Origin of the sequence: Vibrio splendidus, from assembly GCF_001557875.1 — a bacterium.
Taxonomy (GTDB): Bacteria; Pseudomonadota; Gammaproteobacteria; order Enterobacterales; family Vibrionaceae; genus Vibrio; species Vibrio splendidus_F.
Genome location: NZ_LNRF01000001.1, coordinates 687,417 through 711,579, shown reverse-complemented (window position 1 = coordinate 711,579; position 24,163 = coordinate 687,417). Strand labels below are relative to the sequence as shown.

General features: G+C 44.7%; 20 protein-coding genes. 6 read left to right on the top strand and 14 right to left on the bottom strand.

Going from position 1 to position 24,163, the window contains the following annotated elements; genetic code table 11:
* Nucleotides 1–80: 80 nt before the first annotated feature.
* Entirely contained in the window at nucleotides 81–1,937 is a 1,857-nt protein-coding gene (locus tag ATB74_RS03040) for a hybrid-cluster NAD(P)-dependent oxidoreductase (protein ID WP_061016450.1), read from the bottom strand.
* Nucleotides 1,938–2,230: 293 nt separating this feature from the next.
* Nucleotides 2,231–3,004, bottom strand: coding sequence for an EAL domain-containing protein (locus ATB74_RS03035; protein WP_061016448.1), 774 nt, complete (start codon nucleotides 3,002–3,004; stop codon nucleotides 2,231–2,233).
* Nucleotides 3,005–3,241: 237 nt separating this feature from the next.
* Between ATB74_RS03035 and ATB74_RS03030 the strand changes: the two genes are divergently transcribed.
* From ATB74_RS03030 to pyrC, 3 genes are all read left to right on the top strand, one after another.
* Nucleotides 3,242–4,198, top strand: coding sequence for a helix-turn-helix domain-containing protein (locus ATB74_RS03030; RefSeq protein ID WP_061016446.1), 957 nt, complete (start codon nucleotides 3,242–3,244; stop codon nucleotides 4,196–4,198).
* Between the two features lie 112 nt (nucleotides 4,199–4,310).
* A complete protein-coding gene (locus ATB74_RS23630; RefSeq protein ID WP_008215717.1) occupies nucleotides 4,311–4,469 on the top strand; it encodes a YqaE/Pmp3 family membrane protein in 159 nt (52 codons plus the stop codon).
* A 192-nt stretch (nucleotides 4,470–4,661) separates the two neighbouring features.
* Entirely contained in the window at nucleotides 4,662–5,690 is a 1,029-nt protein-coding gene (gene pyrC / locus ATB74_RS03025; protein ID WP_061016444.1) for a dihydroorotase, read from the top strand.
* A gap of 155 nt (nucleotides 5,691–5,845) precedes the next feature.
* Here pyrC and ATB74_RS03020 read toward each other — a convergent pair whose 3' ends face one another.
* Nucleotides 5,846–6,751, bottom strand: a complete 906-nt coding sequence (locus tag ATB74_RS03020; protein WP_061016442.1) for a DUF808 domain-containing protein — start codon at nucleotides 6,749–6,751, stop codon at nucleotides 5,846–5,848.
* A gap of 174 nt (nucleotides 6,752–6,925) precedes the next feature.
* Between ATB74_RS03020 and ATB74_RS03015 the strand changes: the two genes are divergently transcribed.
* Nucleotides 6,926–7,852 (top strand): M14 family metallopeptidase, encoded by a 927-nt coding sequence (locus tag ATB74_RS03015; RefSeq protein ID WP_061016440.1) that lies wholly within the window; start codon nucleotides 6,926–6,928, stop codon nucleotides 7,850–7,852.
* Nucleotides 7,853–8,049: 197 nt separating this feature from the next.
* Here the strand turns inward: ATB74_RS03015 and ATB74_RS03010 are convergent, their stop codons facing one another.
* From ATB74_RS03010 to xsc, 10 genes are all read right to left on the bottom strand, one after another.
* Nucleotides 8,050–9,657, bottom strand: a complete 1,608-nt coding sequence (locus ATB74_RS03010) for a BCCT family transporter (RefSeq protein ID WP_060980546.1) — start codon at nucleotides 9,655–9,657, stop codon at nucleotides 8,050–8,052.
* 456 nt (nucleotides 9,658–10,113) lie between these two features.
* Entirely contained in the window at nucleotides 10,114–10,686 is a 573-nt protein-coding gene (locus ATB74_RS03005) for a malate synthase (RefSeq protein WP_060980547.1), read from the bottom strand.
* Between the two features lie 236 nt (nucleotides 10,687–10,922).
* A complete protein-coding gene (locus ATB74_RS03000) occupies nucleotides 10,923–11,843 on the bottom strand; it encodes a cache domain-containing protein (protein WP_061016438.1) in 921 nt (306 codons plus the stop codon).
* A gap of 11 nt (nucleotides 11,844–11,854) precedes the next feature.
* Complete coding sequence (locus ATB74_RS02995; RefSeq protein WP_017064290.1) at nucleotides 11,855–13,195, bottom strand: TRAP transporter large permease; 1,341 nt, start codon at nucleotides 13,193–13,195, stop codon at nucleotides 11,855–11,857.
* Nucleotides 13,196–13,232: 37 nt separating this feature from the next.
* Nucleotides 13,233–13,775, bottom strand: a complete 543-nt coding sequence (locus tag ATB74_RS02990; RefSeq protein WP_017097758.1) for a TRAP transporter small permease — start codon at nucleotides 13,773–13,775, stop codon at nucleotides 13,233–13,235.
* A gap of 164 nt (nucleotides 13,776–13,939) precedes the next feature.
* Nucleotides 13,940–14,941 carry a TRAP transporter substrate-binding protein gene (locus tag ATB74_RS02985; RefSeq protein WP_061016436.1) on the bottom strand — a complete coding sequence of 334 codons (1,002 nt, stop codon included), beginning with the start codon at nucleotides 14,939–14,941 and terminating at the stop codon, nucleotides 13,940–13,942.
* A 120-nt stretch (nucleotides 14,942–15,061) separates the two neighbouring features.
* On the bottom strand, nucleotides 15,062–16,528 hold the full coding sequence (locus ATB74_RS02980) for an NAD(P)/FAD-dependent oxidoreductase (RefSeq protein ID WP_061016434.1): 1,467 nt from the start codon (nucleotides 16,526–16,528) through the stop codon (nucleotides 15,062–15,064).
* A gap of 48 nt (nucleotides 16,529–16,576) precedes the next feature.
* Entirely contained in the window at nucleotides 16,577–17,014 is a 438-nt protein-coding gene (locus ATB74_RS02975) for a nuclear transport factor 2 family protein (protein ID WP_061016432.1), read from the bottom strand.
* 260 nt (nucleotides 17,015–17,274) lie between these two features.
* Entirely contained in the window at nucleotides 17,275–18,090 is an 816-nt protein-coding gene (locus tag ATB74_RS02970; RefSeq protein WP_061016430.1) for an FRG domain-containing protein, read from the bottom strand.
* Between the two features lie 382 nt (nucleotides 18,091–18,472).
* Nucleotides 18,473–20,284, bottom strand: coding sequence for a sulfoacetaldehyde acetyltransferase (gene xsc / locus ATB74_RS02965; protein ID WP_050643312.1), 1,812 nt, complete (start codon nucleotides 20,282–20,284; stop codon nucleotides 18,473–18,475).
* 262 nt (nucleotides 20,285–20,546) lie between these two features.
* Here xsc and ATB74_RS02960 point away from each other — a divergent pair, with 262 nt between their 5' ends.
* Together ATB74_RS02960 and ATB74_RS02955 are read left to right on the top strand one after the other, a co-directional pair.
* Nucleotides 20,547–21,530 carry an AAA family ATPase gene (locus tag ATB74_RS02960; RefSeq protein WP_061016429.1) on the top strand — a complete coding sequence of 328 codons (984 nt, stop codon included), beginning with the start codon at nucleotides 20,547–20,549 and terminating at the stop codon, nucleotides 21,528–21,530.
* 3 nt (nucleotides 21,531–21,533) lie between these two features.
* On the top strand, nucleotides 21,534–23,252 hold the full coding sequence (locus ATB74_RS02955; RefSeq protein WP_061016427.1) for a cobaltochelatase CobT-related protein: 1,719 nt from the start codon (nucleotides 21,534–21,536) through the stop codon (nucleotides 23,250–23,252).
* A gap of 81 nt (nucleotides 23,253–23,333) precedes the next feature.
* Here ATB74_RS02955 and ATB74_RS02950 read toward each other — a convergent pair whose 3' ends face one another.
* Nucleotides 23,334–24,098, bottom strand: a complete 765-nt coding sequence (locus ATB74_RS02950) for a sulfite exporter TauE/SafE family protein (protein WP_061016425.1) — start codon at nucleotides 24,096–24,098, stop codon at nucleotides 23,334–23,336.
* Nucleotides 24,099–24,163: the final 65 nt, after the last annotated feature.

Sequence of the window (24,163 nt, the reverse complement as noted above, 5' to 3'; positions counted from 1 at the left end):
AATCCAAAAGGCCAGAAATTCATTTTAGTGAGCTTCCGGCCTTTTCTGTTTAGTGCTTGTCCTTTTGACCTAACGAGTCGTTAATCCACAACTTCGATATCAGTTTGAGGCACACTGCAACACGCCAGTATCTGCCCCATGTTGCGCTCATGCTCTTGTAATGCAGGCACATCAGGTTGGTGAACTTGCCCAGACTCAAGGGTCACTTTACAAGCGCCACAGAAACCAGCACGACAGCTAGAAGCGATAGACACACCGGCCGACTCAGCTTGCTCTAGCAGGGTTGATTGGTTATTACCTTCAAACAGGTAACCGTTCACACTTAACTGCAGTTGTTTCACAGCCTCTTCAGTAGACTGAGCAACACCAAACGCTTCTTGGTGGTAGTGCTGAGGATTAAGCCCCATTTGAATCAACAGTTTCTTAGCATTATCCATGAAGCCATCAGGGCCACACACGAAGGCCTGACGTTTGTGTAACTCTTCAATTTTAGCGACATGAGACACGCCCAAACGTCCAGATAAACCATCCCACTCTTTAGCTGGTTGGCTTAGCGAATAAATCACACGTAAACCTGCATGCTCGTTGGCAATCTTATCGATCTCAGCTTGATAAGGAATGTCTTCTTCGCTGCTGCATTGGTGATAGAAAACCACATCATCAATCTGACCATGGTCGGCCAAATAACGAAGCATCGACAACATTGGCGTAATACCGCTACCCGCAGACAAAAGCAGTAGTGGGTGCGTTGGATTTTCTTCTAAATAGAAAGCGCCATCTGGATTTTGAGCAACAAGCGTGTCACCTACTTGGAAGTGATCATTGAGCCAGTTTGAGATTTGACCATCGTCCACTCGCTTCACAGAAATAGCTAAGCGACCTACACGAGATGGGCTAGAAGATAGTGTGTAACGACGAGACACTTTCTCGCCATTAATCACCATTTCAATCGGTAGGTGCTGCCCCGGCTGATAGCTTGGTAATGAATGGTTCTCTTTCGCTGGCTCTAGCCAGAAAGTTGTAAAGTCTCGAGCGATCTCTTCACGCTCGACACAAGTTAAGTGCAGCGACTCTACCCATGTGTCTTCATAGTGCTCTTTCTCTTTGGTTTCGAGTACTTCCACCACGTCACCCGCTTTCACCAGGCCTTCATTTTTCGCCACAAGGTTCTGGCCAAAGAAAACACCACCGCGTTCATTAGCTCTGAATTTAGAAAAAGTATTGAGCGGCTCTTTTGTCGTTCTAAATTCGCCACTCTCAACATCGACTGTCGTTAGGATACAGCGCTCACAAGGCTTCACCGCTTCGAATTCAACCTCACCAATTCGGATACGCTTCCAGCCATCTTCAGCAAAGGCTTCTGTATTTGAAATAACAAAGTTGGTACGGAACTGATCCATTGAATGGGTTTCAGGGCTGCGACGATTCAACTCATCAAGAGAAGCTTGGCTGATGATTAACATTGGATAGCCGTCGGCAAAGCTCACGTTATGACCCAACTTTTCACGAACACGATTCGATTGTTCACCCGAAAACAGTAATTCAACACGCACGCCCAACACATCACTAAACCAATCATCGGCTTCATCACATGTCGTGTATGCCGTGAAGCTGTCTTTCCACACCGTTGCTGGTGCTTCTTGCATCTTGAAGTTTGCATACTTGAGGCGCAGCGGCTCTTTGCCTTCGTAAGTAAAAATCAAACCATCTGGCTGCAAGCTTGAAGACACCTTGACCATTTTCGGATATTTACGCGCGGTAACCATTGAACCGTCAGCTAATGCCAGCATGAAACGTCTGTCAAAAGTTAGACCCTGCTTTTCAACCCAAGCAGACGAAAGCGCAATTCCGCCTACTGATTTAACCGGAAACACGTTGATTTGAGATAAGGAAGGAGCTTGCTCTGAAGCCTTTCGATCTAGAGGTGACTGCGACATAACGATTCCAATGTTTTGTAGTTTGTCCCAATGCTAACAAATGGTTATAAATAGATAAACTGGCAGCTATTAAACACTTGATACTAAGTAGACATAGGTAAAATGTTAGAGTCACAATATGTTCTAGTAGATCTACAATCTTAGAAGCTAACGACGATGATGCCAGACAAACTAATATCGCCCCTTTGTTATCCAACAGCATCAATATTTTCTTGCTATAACAACCAACAAAATTCAACTTCAGCTCCAAGTCCCCTTACGGTTCAATAAACACAATGAACCCAAAACTACATTTAAGGAGATGAGCAATATGCTGTATGTTTTTTTGACAACTGATTCAGTGAGCCCGGCTTACCCAAGTAATACCCTTGGAAGTAAGCTATGCCCTGTGCCTTGGCAAAACGCAGGTCTTCATAACTTTCAATCCCTTCTGACAGCAATTCAATTTGATATTTTCGAGATAAAAACCTAAGACGCTCCCAAAAAGCCGAATGCTCACTCCTGTTTCTCATTAAAGACCTATCAATCTTTAACACGTTTGGTTTAACTACACGAAGTAGAGCTTCACCAACGTTATATCCGCTGCCATAATCGTCTAACGCAATCTTAATCCCAAGGCCTCGACATACTCCAAACTGTGAGACCATCCGTTTCTTATCTATACCTTCTGGATATTGTTCATTTTCTGTAATCTCAATCCAAAGGGTGATACCTAACTTATTGCATGCCTGCCAAATTGGGTAAATATCACGAATAAAAGTAAAGCTCAAAACATGTAATGGAGAGATATTAATCGTTAGAAACTCTATATCAGTCTTACGAGACAAAAGCTCTTTCGACACAGCGAGTAAGAATTTTTGTGTAAACCATGCAATCTTCTCAGAGTCTAATAGACAGCGGATTGACGATTCAACGTCATGCCCTCTTTCCCAACGTAATAAAACCTCAGCACCGACAGTTCCATTGCCATTAGTTATCGGTTGAAAGACAGGGTAAAACAATCCCTGGTCAACATCTTCAATAAGTGCTTCGGCTTGCAAATTTTCAGACAACATGCTCGTATTCATAAACAAACCTCTTTTTGTGATTGATCGATACTACAGAGCAATAGATGGCAATGTTTAGCACGAACAAATCACATGTTGCTTTGAATGCCTATTTCCTGACACCAGAAGAGGACGAGAACACAAGCAGTTAAATGAATTTATGAGTCAGCTACCTTTAGGTATGTTACTAAAAAGACGCCATAATCCATCTTGACTAGCTATACTTCAATGAAGTCAAATTACACATAGAGATAATGGATGTTTGGTGACTATTTAAAGGAATTGAGACTCTCACTTGGCCTTACTCAGAATGAACTTGCTGTTAAGTTAAACCTTGCAGATGAAGAGTTTCGCTCTGTAGACGTAGTAACGCTAAGCCGCTGGGAAAGAGGAAGAACTAAGCCAACGCTTGCCAAGTGCCTTAGAATCTTGCGTTGCTTACAACTTGACTTGAGCGATTTTTATGAATTAATACCAAACCCAAACGAATCAAAATTATTAAATGAATTTTCTAGACTACGTTTTAATAACCAGCTGAGCAGGCTTTCATCGTCAAATTACGAAACGACGCAAAAGCCACAAGTATGTTTGATTACTGAGTTGCCACTTCTTCTGAAAGACGATGATAAAATACTATATAACCTTAAAGCTTTTTACGAAACGGCCAGCTATATTCCCAAAGGTCTATTCGACATCAATTTATACGACTATCAGCAAAACAAACGAGCTATTTTCAAAAGGTTTACGACAAAAAGTGGGCAACTTATAGGCCATTCACTTAGTTTTATCTTTGAAAGTGAATATTTTGACAAGGCAATCCATTCCAAAAACTTCAACATCAACCTAAAAAAGACTGTCAGTTATAAAAGTACGACTCCACTAGCCGTCTGTAACTATAACCGTTACTCTACTAGTTTCGAGGTGTTTAGGTGCATGTTAGTTTCTCAGTATATAAATCTAATCCGCTATTCAAATGTGCAACGTTATTACTTCTTTAATGCCCTACCTGAAAGTGGACAAATTTTAGAACAACTTGGATTCACGAAGGTAGCGTTTGATATTGAGTCAGATACCGGAGGTTTTAAATTGGGTAACCGAGCATTCGAACATTGTTTGTATGAAATTGATACTGCGACACTTCTTTCTCATCCTGAAATAATAACTCTTATAAAAACAACACAGTGGAATAATCAGAACTTAACACAAAGTAATTAAGCAAACCCAGAAAGTGCATACACTGTGATACCTACCAGATTAGAACCCCATACGTTCTATACTTTGAACACGATTAATGCATTGAACTTTCATTGAATAAAAAGGATTTATCATGAACAAACTCGTCATTATCATTTTATGTGTACTGCTTCCGCCTGTTGGCGTGTTCTTCGCTCGTGGCGCAGGTAAAGATTTGCTGATTAACATCGTCCTGACCTTCTTCTTCTGGGTACCAGGAATGATCCACGGACTCTGGGTGGCGACTCGCTAACCCGTATCCAAAAATAAATACCAAATTAAAACGCCATAAAAACAAGCTCCTAGCCCTGAAGAGTTAAAAATAGGATGAAATGAAAGTACTTTTCCACTATCATCCTGTCGCCTAAACGTAAGCGATTGCTTTCACAGATTTCGCTGAGTTTAGGCTCCAACTACATAACACTTAAATTGGTGGGAGCCTTCAATGACACAACTTACGATTACTCGTCCTGACGACTGGCACGTTCATCTACGCGATGGCGAAGTATTAAAGGATACTGTGCGCGATATCAGCCGCTACAATGGTCGAGCGTTAATCATGCCAAACACCATCCCACCGGTAACCGATACCGAAATGGCTTTAGCTTACCGTGAGCGCATCATGGCAGAGCAACCAAGCGAGCAATTCCAGCCTCTAATGGCACTTTACCTGACAGACAACACAACACCTGATGAAATTCGTAAAGCGAAAGAGTCTGGTGCAGTAGTGGCTGCAAAACTTTACCCAGCAGGCGCAACAACTAACTCAGATTCAGGTGTAACGTCAGCGCAAAAGATTTACCACGTGTTAGAAGCAATGCAAGAAGTGGGTATGCTGCTACTGGTTCATGGTGAAGTAACCACTCACGATGTTGATATCTTCGACCGTGAGAAGCAGTTCCTAGATACAGTGCTAGCGCCGATTGTTAATGACTTCCCTAACCTGAAGATCGTTCTAGAGCACATCACAACTGCTGATGCTGCAAACTTCGTGAAGAACGCGAACGACAACGTTGCTGCAACCATCACCGCTCACCACTTGCTTTACAACCGCAATCACATGTTGGTTGGCGGCATTAAGCCACACTTCTACTGTCTTCCTATCCTAAAGCGTAACACTCACCAATTAGCGCTTATCGACGCGGCAACAAGTGGCAGCAAGAAGTTCTTCTTAGGTACAGACTCGGCACCACACGCCAAAGGTGCAAAAGAGTCAGCATGTGGTTGTGCGGGTTCTTACACAGCACACGCTGCCGTTGAACTGTACGCAGAAGTATTCGACTTAGAAGGTAAGATTGATAACTTGGAAGCGTTTGCAAGCCACAATGGCCCAGATTTCTACGGTATTCCACGCAACACGGACACCATCACTCTTGTTAAAGAAGAATGGAACGTTGCTGAAACCATGCCTTTCGGTTCAGACATCGTTGTGCCAATCCGTGGCGGCGAGACGATTGCTTGGTCTGTAAAGTAAACGCTTGGTCGGTAAAAATAAGCGCTTATATTGTAAAATAAGAGCGTGGTGTTAATTAAACACGACCCATTAGATTAAAAGGGGCACCATAATGATTATGGTGCCCCTTTTTCGTTTCGTAGAGAGATAATTTTATTAAGATCAATAATGAGAGATTACTTACCGCGAATTTTCCCAATCGCAGTCCAAACAGCAACAACGATCAATCCAGCTAAGACACCAATAACACCGTTCAATAGCGTTGGTACAACCGCTGTCGCTATCGTATGTCCACGAAAATCCATAATAATTGGCTCAATTAAGTGATGAATCGCAGGAACGTTGTGCACCACAATACCACCACCAACCAAGAACATCGCAGCCGTCCCAACCACCGCAAGCGTCTTCATTAACTTTGGCGCAAAGACAACAAGCCCATTGCCAAGCTTTGTTTTTACTGCACTACCGTTAGATGTGCGTTGAAGGTAGAAACCTAAGTCGTCCAACTTAACGATCCCTGCCACTAAACCATAAACACCAATCGTCATCACAACTGCAATTAAACTTACGACAAGAACCTGAGTAAGGATACTTGTACCTGTCACAGTACCCAATGCTATCACTATGATTTCTGCGGATAAGATGAAGTCGGTACGAATCGCGCCTGCGACCTTTCTCTTCTCATATTCCTCTATGGATTCACCAGTACTTGTGTCCTCCCCCTTTTCATCGTCTTGATGAGCATGAGGAAAGAGCTTCTCTAAGATTTTCTCGGCACCTTCAAAACAAAGAAACAGACCACCAATCAAAAGCAAAGGCATGATCAGCCAAGGAATAAAGGCACTGATCAATAATGCCGCGGGCACCAAAATCAACTTGTTTTTAAATGAGCCTTTGGCAACCGCCCACACCACTGGGATCTCTCGTTCAGCAGAAACACCAGATACCTGCTGGGCATTCAGCGCTAAATCATCCCCCAGCACACCAGCGGTTTTTTTCGCGGCAACCTTAGACATCAGTGCGACATCATCCAGCACGGTTGCAATGTCATCCAGTAGCGTTAATAAACTTGCTCCAGCCATTTTATGGTCTCTTTTAAGGGATTAAACAATTGATAAAATGTAACACCATCAATCCAGTCATCAAAGTTATGAGTCTGTAAAAAATAGAGTCACAAGTTGTGTTTTCTATTGCCGTCTCAGCTAGACAGGACTAGTCTGTCTTCATCTTTCGCGAACATAAAAGAAGAAGTATAGATGAAAAGTGAATACTCCTACCCAATTGGTGAGCCAGGACAAAAATGGCAAGAAGCAGAACGTCAAGCATGGTTCGCTCAAAGAACCGTTAAGCGTGAATACCAGCAAGAAGTCGTGCCAAAAATCCAAGCATTGGCAGACCGCTTTGACATCGAGCAATACGGCGCATTGAGCTACGATGAAGGTCGCTTCCCGCTTTTCGCAATCAAAAGCAAAAACTGGGACGCATCAAAACCAACTATCCTTGTAACCGGTGGTGTTCACGGTTACGAAACCAGTGGTGTGCATGGCGCGATCAAGTTCGCCGCAACTCAAGCAGAGAAATATGCAGCGCACTTCAACATTGTTGTTGCACCTTGTGTGAGTCCTTGGGGTTACGAAGTGATCAACCGTTGGAACCCAAATGCTGTCGATCCAAACCGCTCTTTCTACGACGGTACGCCAGCAGAAGAATCAGCAAACCTACGTGCGTTAGTCGCTTCTTTACCAGAAGTGTTGGTTCACGTTGATCTACACGAAACAACGGATTCTGACGAAACAGAATTCCGACCAGCACTCGCAGCGCGTGATGGTATTGAGTACATTGAAGGTATGATCCCTGACGGCTTCTACACAGTTGGTGATACTGAGAATCCGCAGCCTGAATTCCAAGCGGCGGTAATTGCTTCAGTTGAAAAAGTAACGCACATTGCACCAGCAGATGCAGACGGCAAGATCATTGGTTCTGAAGTTACTCAACATGGTGTAATTAACTACCCAATGAAGACGCTTGGCTTATGTGGCGGTGTGACTGATTGTAAGTACGGCACAACCACTGAGGTTTACCCGGACAGCGACAAAGTGACAGACGAAGAGTGTAATGACGCTCAAGTTGCTGCGGTAGTCGGTGCTTTGGATTACGTAATTCAGCACGAATTAAACGCGTAAACTAATACCTAGCTCCCTAGAGCTAATCCCTAAAACTAAAAAAGAGCCACAAGTGACGATTCACTTATGCCTCTTTTTGTCCTTTCTGCTTGTCTCTAATTTCTTCTCAGGCATAAAAAAGCTCCCTTATACAATGCAAGAGAGCTTTGAAATCACGCTTAGCGAGGAGTCATTCACTAACTCCCTGCTTGGTTTCTTTAGTTAGCCGTTTCGCTAACGCTTGCTTGCTCTTTATCTACTTCAGTCAGTAGACCTTTCAACAAGCTGAAACAACCAATCAGAAGAATGATCGTAAACGGCAGTGCTGCAATGATCGTGATCGATTGCAGAGCTTGGATAGATTGAGTACCACCAATCCACAGCATTACCATTGCAATAGCGCCTGAGATAACCGCCCAAACCACTTTCTGTTTCACTGGTACTTCTAGTTTACCACCCGCTGTCATGCCATCGATAACGATAGAGCCTGAGTCTAGCGTTGTAACAAAGAACACAATGATCAGTGCGACTGCGAGAACTGACAGAATGCTACCGAATGAGTAAGCATCTAGCATGTAGAACAAGCTTAGAGATACGTCTGTAATACCTTGGTCGAGGCCAAGTTGTCCCACATGGTTAATTACTTGCTCGATAGCCACGCCACCGAAGATCGACATCCAAGCCGACGTTACCAATGTTGGGATAATCAGTACGCAAAGTAGGAACTCGCGAACCGTACGCCCCTTAGAAATGCGCGCTACGAACATACCGAAGAATGGTGCATACGCAACCCACCATGCCCAGTAGAACACTGTCCAGCCATGCAGCCATGTTGTATCTTCACGGCCAGAGCTTTGGCTCAAAGCTACGATATTTTTCACATAGCCCGTTGCCGCAGTCGCGACAGAATCAAGCACTGTCGTAAAGTTCAATACAGCGATAAGACCGAGGAATACGAACGCAATAACCATGTTTAGGTTACTTAGGAACTTAACACCACCGTCCATACCACGTAGCACAGAGATGATCGCTAAGCCCATGATCAGAACGATGATAGATTGCTGAAGGAAGATGTTGTTATCCAAGCCAAACACGTGGCTGATACCACTTGCTGCTTGTGTACCACCTAAGCCTAGTGAAGTCGCAAGGCCAAACAGAGTAACCAGTACCGTTAGTACATCAATCACATCACCGGTTTTGCCCCATACTCGCTCACCCAAAATTGGGTAGAACACAGAACGCATTGATAGCGGTAAGCCTTTGTTGTAAACAAAATACGCAAGGCAAAGTGCCGTCATGCCATAAATAGCCCAAGCATGGAAGCCCCAGTGGAATACGGTCGCACCGAGTGCCAGTTCACGGCCGGCTGCCGTAAAAGGTTCTGCATCGAGTGGCGTTCCGAACCAGTTGGTGAAGAACGCGGTTGGCTCTGCAACACCCCAGAAAATAAGTCCAATACCCATACCCGCAGCGAATAACATCGCAATCCAAGATGACATTGAATAATCCGCAGTTGCATCTTCGCCACCTAAGCGAACTTTACCTAAAGGTGAGAATGCAAGAATAACGGCAAAAACTAACATGATGTTGGCTCCCCACATAAAGAGGAAGTCAAACTTTGACAAAACAGCACCCTTGATAGAATCAATCGCAGCTTTGGCATCTGCAGGAGGAAGAGCAAGAAGAGTGATGATGAAGAGAAGAGATAAGCCTACTGAGGCTACGAAGACTGTGTTATGGACATCCATGCCCCATTTACTGACGTTATCTTGACCAACTTGATAGTCAGTAGAATCAATACTGTATTTTTTTGATTTAAAACTCATAAATTATGATGTTCGCATATCCGAATCAACGAATATAAGGACGCTCTCCGTATCCAATTACTACTTGATTGGCTCGCCGAACCGCCTAAATAAAAGGCAATAAAAATCACAATAATTAGTGACAAATGGACTTACTGGCTCAATCCCAAGGCGCGCATTATAGCACAGCTCAAAGCATTTTGACTGAGTTTTAGCTCAATAGTCAGCCAAACCACCGCTGATAGTGATAGTTAACCCAATAAAAACAGAATAAAATAAAAGAGCAAAAACCTTTAAATACAACAATTTAAAATAAAATATCGCACCGTAAAATCTCATTCAAACTTTCTAAAGATAAATTTAACAACAGCCTAATTTATTTATAGCTCTAACAAAAAAGCCCCGCTATAGGGGCGGGGAAATTACCAAAGGTAAAAGAGAAATGGATATTAGCACTGCGTACTGCAGCGCTCGATATTAGAGTGCGAAACAAAATCCAAGATTGTAGTCATCACCATTTTTCGCGGTGAACTCTTTGTCTTCACTTGATGCGTTTGGTCGGCCGCTTTCGTCGCCTTTTACTAGACTCACCCAGTGTCGGATTCCAGAAGAAATGCTTGCGTCTGTTTGGCCGAAGGTAGTGCATGTCTCTAGTTGGATATCTTCAATATCAACAAGCTCAAGGTTACCTGTGCCTTTTCGGGCGCCAATCGTCACTTCAACGTGCGTACCACTTTCATCACGGAATAGGATTGCTGAAGGCTTAGATTTATCACCTGTGTAAGCTACAAAGTGCTTAGCACGTTTCAGGCCTGTATGTTCGCCATTTTTGAAGTAAACCTGAACATGTCGGTAGTCAATCTCGTAGCTCACTACATCTTCATGCGAACCTGTCTCTAGAGGAAATAGAGTATCAAGCAACTGTTTCGCCATTATTTGTTTTTCGACTTGCTTGTCTGCTTTCACCATTTCGACGGCAAAGACAGCTTCAGCAATAAATGTTGAATGGTTTCTGTGAAGTTCTGTTTTGTCTAGTGTCAGCATATTCATAGTCTATCCCTCGTACGGCTTTAAGTTTCATTTAGGTCAAACATCCCAATTGACCCTTTTCAGATTTGTTCTTTACTGCGTGGTTTCCATGTTTTTCATACTACTGTTATTTCTGAAACAATTTCACAACAAAAATTACACAGTGTGAATTTTACTAAATCGCTTTTTTACACAAACCGGCATTTCTAGCCCCCAGCCCTTTATTTAACTGGGTTGAGGGTTCCATAGAAACGCGTTTACGTGTTGTTTGAATTTGTGTAATAACCCACCCCAACCAACTTATTGTCGATCACTCGATAGTAAGTGTGCTTGGTTTCCACTTTGCTCGACAGCGGGTTTAACCATCGATAGGTGTAAACACCTCGGCCGTTTTCTTTGGCAAGGTTCAACATTTCAGTAAGAATCGGCTTATCGTCAGGACTTAGGATTTCGTTGTGTGATCGCCCCACAAGCTCAGGTGACACACCATGCGCGAGCAGTTTTCCAGAGCTCATATCCATCACAAACACATACAAATCCCCTTCGACAAAACTGCCTTCAGCGTCATTAAACTCAGCAAGGCTCTGTTGCTCAGACTCCACTATCGCGGTCATCGCTCTCGCCAGTAGGTTCTTAGCCTCGGCCGCACTGGAACGCTCTGGGTAAAAGCCCACAGCAACAATCACATCTCCAACACGCTCAAAGAAAGTGGTTTTCGGCTCCCCCATGCGATCAGTTGGGTTGGTCCAGTGATACTTAACTTCACCAAAGCCGTTGTGAACCGCTTTAGTGATCATTTCACGGAAAAAAGGATTGCCGTAAACGTCTTGGGTATCCAACACACTGTCGCCCACCAACACCATCGAAGAGCCGCCACTGGCAAGGAATTGACCATCAATACCAAGAGCAAACACATAGAGTTCACCGTCTATATATTCGGCATCACTCATGAAGTCTTTCACGCTTTCGTCACCTTCTTTTTGAACGTGCACCACCGCTTTCGCAAGCAAGGTTTTGGCTCTTCTTTCCGCGTCACTGACCACATGTGGCTCAGAAATGTCGAGCACATTGACTGGCTTGGTTTCTTTCTCGGCTTCTGAATGTTCGGCACGTAAACCAATGCCACTCACTACAGCAAACACGGCACATCCAATGAGGATTAATCTGGATAAATTCATGGTTATCTCTCCTAATATCCGACTAAGGACGGTAGCCAAAGCGTAATTTGTGGGAAGAAAGCGATAACAAACACGCCCACAACAGAAGCAAGAACAAAGGGATGGATCTTCGCGGTAATTTGCTCAACCGTGGAGCCACCGATCCCCGAGGCGACAAAGATGTTTTCGCCGAGCGGCGGCGTTGCAAAGCCTATAGATAAGGTACACACCACCACAATGCCCACGTGAGTTGGATCCGCGCCCAACATGTACATGATTGGTAGCAGCACTGGCACAATAATCATGATCGCCGCCAAAGTTTCCATAAACATGCCGATGAACAGCAGCAAGGTAATCGTCAGAGCCCACACCATGTACATGTTGTCGGTGAAACTGAGTAATGATTCCGCCACAACAACTGGGATTTTTTGCTCGATCAACAAGCGTCCAAACACGGTGGCAGCAAAGAGGATTAACAATACGCGTCCAGTGATCCACGTGGTGGTCGACAAAGATTTCATCACGCTTTTGAACGATAACTCTCGGTGGATAAACACACCCACAAACAGCGAATAGAAAATCGCCACAACCGCTGATTCTGTTGGTGTGAACATTCCGCTGTAGATACCGCCAAGAATCAAGAACGGCGCTAATATCGACCATAATCCGCGGCGCAAGTAATGCCTTACATCACCAAATGACCACGTTTCAGTTAGCCCTTTATAGCCTTCTCGCTTAGCAATGAAGTAGTTGGTTACCACCAGCGTCGATGCCATGATGAAACCCGGCACAACCCCAGCGACAAAAAGTTTTGGAATCGATAAAGAAGCAAACTGGCCGTGTTGAGCGATGGCTTCTGGCGGTGCCATTAAGCCCATCGCAGAAATGCCAAAAATAACCAAAGGAATGGATGGCGGAATGATGATTCCCAAGCCTCCGGATGCAGCCGTAACTGCCGATGCGTAGCTCTTATCGTAGTCACGCTTAACCATCGCGGGCACCATTAGCATGCCGACCGCTGCGGTTGTTGCAGGGCCCGAACCTGAGATAGCACCAAAGAAAAGACACGCCATTACCGTTGCTGCGCCAAGGCCGCCTGTTACGGGACCAGCTAAGCTTTCTGCGATATCCACCAGACGTTTGGAGATACCCGCCGCCTCCATCAATGCGCCCGCAAGAACAAAGGCTGGCAGTGCCATGAGCGGGAAGTTACCTACAGAGGTAAATGCGATTTGTACTAAAGCGATGGGATTTTTGTCGAGCAACATATAGGCCGCCATTGAAGCGCCGGCCAGTGATACTGTGATTGGTGCACCCAGAATTAACAGGGTTAAGAAGCCACCAAATAAAATTAGAGTTAAATAGGATTCCATTATTACATCTCTCTATTACGACTATTCTCTGTGATGACTACTGTGCTGACTTTTGTGCCGTCATTTTTCGCAGCTCTTTGACTTCTGGATCTTCGTTGGTTGCGCCTTTAAATAAACGCTCGTAGTTGTTCCAGATAATTCGAATCATCATTAGGGAAAACGCGATAGGTAAAATCATGTAGAAGTACTTCATCGGGATACCTGTAGTCTGAGACTTCCAAAACAGGTTCATTTTGTTAAACACGAAGTCGTAACTGAGGTAAACAAAGTAACCGTTGAAGCAGAGCCATAAGAAGTCAGCGATGGTTTCACTAACGGTTTGCACAATTGGCGGAAAGAATTTGAAGTGAAAGCTCACTCGGTTGTGGGCCGACATTTTGGCGGCTACAACAGCGCCTAAATAAGCAAACCACACGAACATATAAGTGGCTACTTCATCCCCCCAAGGTATGGAGTAATCAAAGAACTGACGAGTAATGATTTGTGTGAACAGCAATAGGACAAAGCTTGCGAGCAGCAGACAACAGGTATATTCCTCGATGTTGTTAAGGTGCTTTTTTATTGTTTTAGCGACTGACATATAACCTCCAATGTTGATTTCCACATGACAACCAGTCGCTCACGGTCCTAAAAAGATCAGGTACAGAACAGATCAACGAGTACAGCCATGTAAATGCCCTATCTCACTGTTCTATCGCTAGGTGATTAGGTAGCGGAGAACAGCAGATAGGGCGAATCTAATCGTTACTTTCTACCTAGTAACTCAAGAACGTCGTCTAGCTTGTCTTTGCCCCCAATGCTTGAGTAGAACTTAGGCCAAACTGACTTAGTCACCTTGCTGATCCACTCTTGCTCGTTATCTGCTGGGTCGGTGAATACCATGCCTTTTGCTTGTAGTTCTTCACGGATTTTGTTTTCCGTATTTTCTAGATAAGCAAAGCTGTGTTCTGTCGCTTCCTGACCCGCTTCAAGAATGATTTTTTGCATTTCATGCGTCTGTTGTTGGAAGACCGTTTCACTCACGATTAGCGGCTCAAGCGAGAAGATGTAGCGAATGTTGGTCACGTACTTTTGTACTTCGTTGAACTTCATTGCATGCACAGTGATGTATGGGTTGTCTTGACCATCAACCACGCCTTGTTGCAGGCCGGTAAAGGTCTCAGACCATGCCATTGGCGTTGGGTTTACACCCCATGCTTGGTAAGAAGCAATCATGATTTCGTTACGAGGAACACGAATCACCAACCCTTTAAGATCTTCTGGCGAAGCGACTGGCTTTTTCGAGTTAGTCAAAACCCTAAAGCCAGAATAAGCCCAACCTACGATACGAACACCAGCATCACGAATCGTGTTATCGACGAGGTCTTGGCCAACTTGGCCTTGAGTCAGTAAAACCGCTTCTTCTGCGCTTTGAATCACGTAAGGCATGGTCAGTAGACCAACAGTTGGAGAGAAAGGGGTTACGTTATTGATCGCCAGTACAGAGAAGTCGAGAAGACCGATTGCCGCATCGTTGACGGTGTCTTGCTCATTGCCTAATTGACCATTCGGGAACAGATCGATTTTCACTTTTCCATCTGTTTTTTGCTCCATCAGTTCAGAAAACGATGTCGCCAATTCCCACTGCGTGCCACCAGCAGCATCGCCGATAGCCATTTTAAAATTCGCTGCTGCCGCGGTATGAGATAGCACCGCTGTTGCTACAATGGTGACACCAGCAATAATTTTATTTTTAATAAATTTCATAGTCTTAACCTTTCCTATCGTACAGACTTCCTGCCTGTACTTTGCTCACAAGGTGACCTGGTACAACTTTCCTGGTCGTAGTTCTATTTCCCTATTTTGGAAACAATGTTCGAGTCGCGATTACAGCTTTTCATCCTTTAACGAATACCACTGATAAAGGAACCGCTGCCCCATTCTGCGAAACGGTGCAAACATCTCTGATTCCACCACTTCCCTCACGTTGGGGAACGGAAGTTTTGATTCAAATATTGGCAAGTCCAACTTGTGGCCTTCACCTGCAATCCACTGAGCGAGGCGCTTACCTGCTTGAGCGGAATACATCACGCCATTACCGCCATAACCCAGCGCGTAGAAGATGGATTGCTTTGGATTAGGCTGATAGATTCTCGGCATCATGTCGTGGCTAACATCCACCCAGCCCCACCATGAGTAGTCGATTTTGATCTGATCGAGAGACGGGAATTTTCGGGTTAAATCCGCTCTCAACATGTCTTCGTATTTCTTTTCAGGTGCGTTCTTGCCACTGATGGCACTGCGTGTACCAATCTGCACTCGGTTATCTGGTAACAAACGGTAGTAGTGGCGCAGAATTCGAGTATCAGTAATCACTTGATTGGTTTTGAAGTTACACGCCGCGATTTCGTCTTGAGTTAACGGACGTGTCACCATCGAATTAGAAAGTACCGGCAACAAGCGATTCTTAAGCTCGGAATGCAAACCTTGGCTTGTGTATCCACCCGTACACACCCCAACAGAGCGCGCCTTCACAACACCACCTGGCGTTTTCAAGTAATGCACACCGCCACGAGTTTCCCAACCCATAACTGGGCTAGATGGATGCACTTTTACACCGAGTGCTCTCGCCTTTCTTAGATAGCCAAACGCCAATTTCCCTGCATGAATACCAATGCCTTCTGGCTCATGCATTGCGCCTGCCGCTTCTTGGTCACCAACGTAATCACGCTTTACGGTTTCCGCATCTAAGATCTGCGCATCGTAATCGAACGTGTCACGCAGCAACTTGGCTTCTTTCTCAAGTGTTGCCATCACTTTTGGACGGTGAGCGACATATAAGTGGCCGCCCGGTTGTGGGTCACAATCGATGTCTTTGATTAGAGACTTAAAGGTGTTCATGCCATCTACGCATTCGCGGTGCATTTTCAGCGCAGTTTCTAATCCCCAGCGTTCAATCCACTGAGAACGCTTCAAACGCCCTGACGCACACTGTGCCTGACCACCATTTCGGGTGCTGCATCCCCAACTCAAACGGTTGGCTTCAATCACTGTCGCTTTAATACCGTACATTTCAGCAAGATGTATCGCGGTGCTTAGTCCAGTAAAGCCTGAACCGATAATCGCCACATCGACATCCATATCCGATGTAATTGGGCCATCATCTTCGGGTGGTGCGCCTGCCGTATCTACCCAGTACGTTGGTGCATATTCCTTACCATGGCCTGGGTTCTTGTCTTTGAGTGGATCGTATTTTGGATCGTATTTATCTTTTGCTTGGGTACTTTCTTTTGCTTGGGTGCTTTTCACCTTTGGCGGCACATCGGCTGCCGGTTGTTCCATTACTAAACTCATAATTCGACTCTCCTAGTCATAACACGTGAACGGGTTGTGGTTTCGTGTCTAGCTCTTGGGAGTATTGTTGGGAGTCAAAAGAGGTCGTGTTTTACGGAAGGCATTTTTTACGCTGATTTTTCCATCTTTCAGAGTAAACACGTCGACCATACGAGCTTCGATAACAGTGCCATCAGGATTAGTCGCAGAGAACGTCGATTCACTCACCGCGCGGTCACCGCACACAAAATGGACAGGGTCGCTCCAAGCTGCATCTGGGAAGTTCTGCCAAACCAATTCAAAGCTATTGCGAACGGCTTCGTACCCTTCAATAGTATTTCCAAGCAAGCCTTCACCTGCCACTGTGTGGAAGACGCAGTCTTCAGTCATAAACGACATCAATGCTTCAATGTCGTGGTTATTCCACGCATCACTGAAAGACTGTAAAAAGGCGGTGTCGACTTGGTTTTCCAGCACGAATGTCGCTGCATTGGTTTGCATATTCATATTCCAGAATCCTTTATGTTTTCGTTATTGGTTTAAATTTCAGTGGCTTTGCGCCACTTTTTTATTAGATTGTTTAAACTAGATCTGTGGAAATTTAACAACTTGATAACAAGCTTCGTCACTCTAACTTCGAGTTACTTTGTAAACAATCTCTAAGCTCACAGATTTCATCTTTTTATAAACTAATTAGTGTTCTAATTTTATTTACCTGAAAACTAACTACGTTAAGTCTAAAACTAATTTAATATAGATATTAGCCTTTAGTCGAAGTCAAAATCTTGATGATACTTTCGGCCATACTGCTCAAGTTTACGGTTATGGGTATTCACTTGTAATTCAATATTACCCTCACCTTTATTAATAACTTGATTGTTATCTACATGGGCTTCATTTTTTATATCAGTTAGCGTCTCTTCGATATAATCAGTCGGTTCATTTAAAACATTCATGGGTATTAACTCCTTTATCAGGTTTACTTTTGCTGATGGAAGAATATGAACGGACACTAGACCGTTTGAATATTCTTTCTCATCGTACAAAGGTTGAATGGCATCATTACTGCCGTCCTTAAATGGATGAATGGAATACCACTTATCCGCTCGTTGCTCCTGCTTATCGCAGTCCGCCACTTTAAAGATCTGAGTTCTTTCAAGTTCATAGGGTGAGTTAAAAACACTAACCCTATGATAATTATCCGCTTTAATAATATTAATGCAGTCTTTACTTTGGCTATGACACACAGACCATAACGCATTAATCAGGCTATCTGTCCATTCAAGCAAGCGGGTTGGAAACCCCTGCTTCTTGGCTAAACACATCAGTAACCAATCGTTTATCTCGTGTGAACTCAGTGAATGCCCACCGTAAACTCTCACAGTTGAGAGCAACTCTTGTTCGACACGGCGAATGTTTTTACGATTTGACCGGCCTAAACTTGGCATCAGATTACTGTTTTCATAATCACACACGTTATAAATCAAACCACGTTCTCCACGACACCTCGAGATAAGTGAATCGATTATTTCATACAGCTCTTCGAGTGAGCTTATATAACGTTTATTGTTCACAGCATGCATGTAATAGATCGCTTAATTTAAAATCCTGACAATTAAAAGTTTAATTATCAGGATTAATCAGTATCGTTACGAATTATTCTGAAAAATGATAACAGCTATATATCCTCATCAATAACTAACAGTTATAAAACCATTAACTAAAGAGAAACTATATAAGGGCCGATTAATAAAGAACGACAAAGTTTATATAACTAAAACCACTTATATGTACAACGGTCATTTAATTCGTGTTCTAACGTTTGACTAAGATTTATTGAAATACGGGTTGGCGGTCTTCACTTAAGTACATTGCCAATCCCCGTTCGTATTGCCCGATCACATTCTCGATTGCACTTCCTCTAACACTCTCGAAAATACCGTGGCCGGGCAAACTTCCTATGCCTTATACGTAATCTTTGTATTTATCTAGGAAACGAACCGGTGTTGATAGTGCATCTCGGCGGAACGGGTCGCCCAATTCCTGAGTACACATAATTTCAATAATGGTTGTTTTGCCTTCGTTCATTTGCATGTCGATGGCTTTTTGTAAGGTTGGTCCTACATCTTCTAGCTTATCAACCGTGATACCTTCGGCGCCCATTGCTCGTGCTATTTCCGCAAAGCTCTGGTTATCCAATTCACCAGCAACAAAGCGTCGGTTGTAGAAGTCGACTTGGTTCTTCTTCTCTGCACCCCATTGACGGTTGTGGAATACCACGGCTGTCACAGGAATGTTATGACGAACACATGTCATGGTCTCCATCAAGCTCATGCCCCACGCACCGTCGCCTGCGTATGAAATGGCTGGACGATGAGGTGCCGCGGCTTTCGCACCAATGATGGTAGGGAAGGCGTAACCACAGTTACCAAAACTCATTGCAGCAAAGAAGCTGCGTGGTTTTTCAAAACGTAAGTAGCTGTTTGCAACCGAGTTGATGTTACCGATATCCGTTGAGACCATAACGTCTTCTGGCATCGCTTTTTCTAGTTCACGAAGTACTTGGCGTGGGTGAAGATATTCACCACCAGAGAACGGAGTCTCATGTGAGTTTTCTTCAATCATGTCCAAGCTGAACGAGTCACGTTCGTGCGTCCACTCATCAAGCTCTTTTTCCCACAGCGCTTTTTCTGTTGCGACTGTGTCTTGGCGAGCACCTTTGTTGTCATCACACAACAATGCACGACCTTCTAGTCTTTCAGCTAATGCCACCGCCGCTGCTTTTGCATCACCACAAATACCAACAGAGATCTTCTTAACGAGGCCAAGCATCTTGTTGTCTGCATCGATCTGAATGATTTTCGCGTCTTTCGGCCAGTAGTCCATACCATGTTGAGGCAAGGTACCGAATGGACCAAGACGTGTACCCAAGGCAATAACCACATCCGCTTGAGCCATCAACTTCATTGCTGCTTTCGAACCTTGGTAGCCTAAAGGACCACACCATAATGGGTGACTAGCAGGGAAAGAGTCATTGTGTAGGTAGCTGTTTACTACGGGTGCGCCTAGTCGTTCTGCCAGTGCCGCACACTCTTGAACTGCATCAGCCATGACCACGCCGCCACCAGAAATGATGACTGGGAATTTCGCTTCAGCAATCAGGTCTGCCGCTTCATTCAGAGACTTCTCACCACCCGGGCCACGGTCTAAGCGTGCTGGTTTAGGGATCTCGGTTTGAGTTTCACCGTAGAAATAGTCACGTGGGATATTCAGCTGAGTCGGACCCATTTCGCTCATTGCGCGGTCAAAACATCGGCCTGTGTATTCCGCCATACGGTCAGGGTGTGTTACATGTCCTTGATACTTAGTAAACTCTTGGAACATTGGAAGCTGATTACACTCTTGGAAACCACCTAAGCCCATTGTTTTAGTGCCAGTCTCTGGCGTCACAATCACGACCGGGCTGTGTGCCCAGAATGCCGCTGCAATCGCAGTTACACAGTTACTAATACCTGGGCCATTCTGCCCGATAACCACACCATGACGACCAGATACACGAGAGTAACCATCTGCCATGTGAGCAGCACCTTGCTCGTGTACCACTGGGACTAATCGAATGCCAGCAGGAGCAAAGATATCCATTGCGTCCATAAATGCTGACCCCATGATGCCGAACATGTCGGTAACATCATTAGCAACCATAGTTTCAACGAACGCTTCTGATGGTGTCATTGTTACTGTGCCGGAAACAACCGTACGTTTTTCTTGCTCGCTCATTCTTCCATTCTCCTTGAGTTAATCGAAATTTCATTTTTCGGAATGAATTGTCTCTTTTTCGAATTCAATTTCACCTTAGTAGTAGAATTTTTGCGCGTCAACTTTTTATATTAAATTGGAACAATTCATTCTAATTAATAAAACTGGATCACATTATTGGTAGTTTTTCGCACAAAAAGTGCCGTTAACTCATGTTGAGCTGTTAATAATCGACGGCATAGCGCAATAACAGCGGCAAATAATGGGTTATATAGAGGGAAGAATGATGAAAGAGTCGGAATTGATACCAACGCGACAGGTAAGTGTGAGAGAGTGTTTTGGCATCGACAGCAACCTAACCGTACTGGCGTTTGAACATGCGGGAGAGTATGTACCCAAGGTCGATCCTAACTACTGTTTTGATCCTGAAGTAACACTAGCGATATTGGCGGGTTTCACCTCTAATCGCCGCACGTTGATACAAGGTACACACGGAACGGGCAAGTCTTCCCACATTGAGCAAATCGCTGCGAGATTGAACTGGCCGTGTTTAAGGATCAACCTAGACGGGCACTTAAGTCGATTGGATTTCATAGGTAAGGACAGCATCGTCATTAAAGATGGAATGCAGGTGACTGAGTTTAAAGAAGGTATTCTTCCTCAGAGCATTCAACAACCCATCGCACTGGTATTGGATGAGTACGATGCTGGTCGCCCTGACGTGATGTTTGTGATTCAACAGCTGTTGGAGCAAGACGGCAAATACACTTCTTTAGAACAAAACCGAGTGATCACGCCTCACCCTTCTTTCCGCCTGTTTGCTACTTGTAACACGCTAGGTTTGGGCAATTTCTCGGGGTTGTATTCGGGCACTCAAATGCTTAACCATAGTCAGTTAGATCGTTGGAACATCATTGCTACGCTCAACTATTTAGACCCACAACATGAAACCAAGATCGTGTTATCCAAGCGCCCAGAGCTGAACAATGAAAGTGGTCAGCAGTTAGTAGAGAAAATGATCGCAACCGCTGGTTTAACTCGAAATGGCTTTAGAGCAGGCGATCTGTCGACAGTAATGTCCCCAAGAACCGTGATCACATGGGCTGAGAATATTAGAATATTCAACAATGTAGCCACGGCATTTAGGCTTTCATTCCTAAACCGTTGTGAAGATGAAGAGAAAGAGTTGGTAAGCGAATATTACTTCCGCTGCTTTGGTGAGGCCCTAGAGACGCCTACTCAGAGTTATGCGCAGTCGGAGTATTAATCGATGGCTAATATTTCCTCCCAACAGAAAAAGATCCTCGATATTGGCGTGTCGGTTGCCAGAGCTATCAGCGGTGAGTTGAACCTGAATTACCGAGGAGAGCGCCTCTATAAAGGTAGTCGTCCTTGTTATCACTTATCGGCACACACCAACGATCTCACCTTTGTTTCACGCCATGAGCTCGTCAACAGCAAATTATCGATGAACGGTAAAATTGACTCATCAGCATTGAGGTTGCTGCTTTCTGATGCTGAACTTCACTATTCACTGCGCCCAAAAAACGAAGTCGAGCGTTTACTGTTTGATTTTTGCGAACAGGTACGAGTTGAGTCACAAGTCCCAGCTTATCTAAAAGGCGTTACTAAAAGCATTCAGTTCAATTTTGCGTACTGGAGCGATCAATATCATCAAAATGGCTTTACTGAATCCCGCATTGGTATTTTGTTGTTCACTTTAATGCAGGTCATCTACACTCGCTTAACCGGTATCCCTGTCGCTGAACCTATAGCAGAAACCATTGAATCTACTCGCGCAGGCATCGTGCCTACTTTTGGTCACTGCCTGAAGCGCTTAAAGCAACATAGAACCGACCAAAAGTCATTTGCACACAGCGCCAATGAGCTTGCCGCGCTTGCACAAGAGTTAATAATCCAGGAACAAGAAGGTGATAATTCGCCCACCCCAACAGTCGAAGAAGACATCAAGATCCTTGCGCAGCTTGCCTTAATTGTGGATGGCGACATTCAAGATCAAGACGTCGACAGCGACATCACGGGCAGTAGCAAGGTATTCGAACTGTCGGGCGCCAATTATCAGATCTTTAATTCCGAATTTGACCAAGTGGTCTCCGCAGATAAGCTCGTCAGGCGCGCCCTGTTACTCGAACTGAGGCAAAAACTCACCGATGACATTATGGCGAGACAAGTAAACACTCGCCGTTTAGCCGCTATGCTTACTAGCTTTGTTGCCACACCACAGAGGAACCGACGTCAGGACCATTTAGAAGAAGGCATTGTTAACGCCACTACCATCACCAAGCTCGTCACATCACCGTTGGATCGTGCTGTCTTCTATCAACCTGACATTGGCGCATCTCATCAATGTGCCATCACATTTCTAATGGACTGTTCAGGCTCAATGCAAAAACACAGTCACAAACTGAGTCTACTGATGGATACGATTCTCAAATCCGTTGGACTCGCCAATATACCCTTTGAGATTATCGGCTTCACCACCAATAACTGGAACGGTGGCAAGGTCTATCGGCAGTGGCTCAAGCAAGGTCAACCAGAGCACCCTGGCCGCTTGAACGAAGTTCGTCACATCGTGTTTAAGGATTTTGATACTCATTGGAGACGCTCTCGTCTTGGCATTGCTAGCCTTCGCAAAGCGGATATCTTTAAAGAAGGGATTGATGGCGAAGCGGTTCAGTTCGCTAGCCAGCGCTTGCAGCAACATAGCGCACAGCGAAAGGTTTTGATTGTGTTCTCAGACGGCTGCCCGATGGATACCGCCACTAGCACAGCCAATGATCAGTTCTATTTGGATAACCACCTCAAACAAGTGATTGAGCGCGAGTCGATCAAAAACAATATCGAAATTCATGGCGTGGGAATGGGCGTCGATTTGAGTCCGTATTACCGGAACAACATTACCTTGGACGTACAAGAAAGTTGCTTGTTCGGGATATGTAGGAACATCTTTGAGATGCTAAAGCGTTGATGTGTCTGTGAGGAGGGTTTCATCAAGCGCTAAACGAGAATTTAGCCCTCCTTCAAAAATAACTTTGATAAAGAAAACCTTCTAAGCCACAAACAACGACCATGCCGAGACAGCCATCAAATATCCGCCTATCAGCATTAACACCGTAAACACCAGCTTTCTGAGTTGATCATTGGACAACGGTGGTGGGAAACGTCGAGCGAACATAGTCACAAGCGCCACCAAAGGAACAGCGATAGCGGATAACCACAGTATGCTCGGTTCCATGTCGCCTGCCGCATAAACATTGACAGTACGGGACATCGACGTACAAGCGAATACCATCAACAGTGTGCTTCGCACCAGATCGAGCGTAAAAGGCTGACGATAGAGGTGATAAACAATCGGTGGACCCGCCATGCCAAACAACCCACCCGCTAGTCCAGAACTAAATCCAGAGACAAGGAAAGATACGGTTGCCGAACGAACCGATCTGGTTTTAGGTTTAAACATAAAGCTCAAGCCTGCGAACAACACCATGGCACCCAATAAGCCTCTTAGGATTTGGGTTGCCGACTCGCTCAATTCATCCAGTAAGTACACGCCCATCGATACGCCGGGAATAATACCGATGACTAACACCACCAGAATTTTGAGGTCCCCAAGCAGTGGCTTACCCATCAACGCAACCAAGCAATTGAACAACGTCACAATACTGACCACCGCGGCAATAACTGGCAGCGATACCAAATTAAGGCTGACCGTTAACCCAATCACGATGATACCGAGGCCGAATCCGGTAACAGTTTGGAAATAGGTACCCACCGCAATGGTGGCAAGAATGGCGAGTAAAACAGGTAACTCCATTAGCTATCCTAATTAGGTTATTTTGGGGTAAATCTAGGTTCAGGTTCAACATTCGTTCTAGGAGC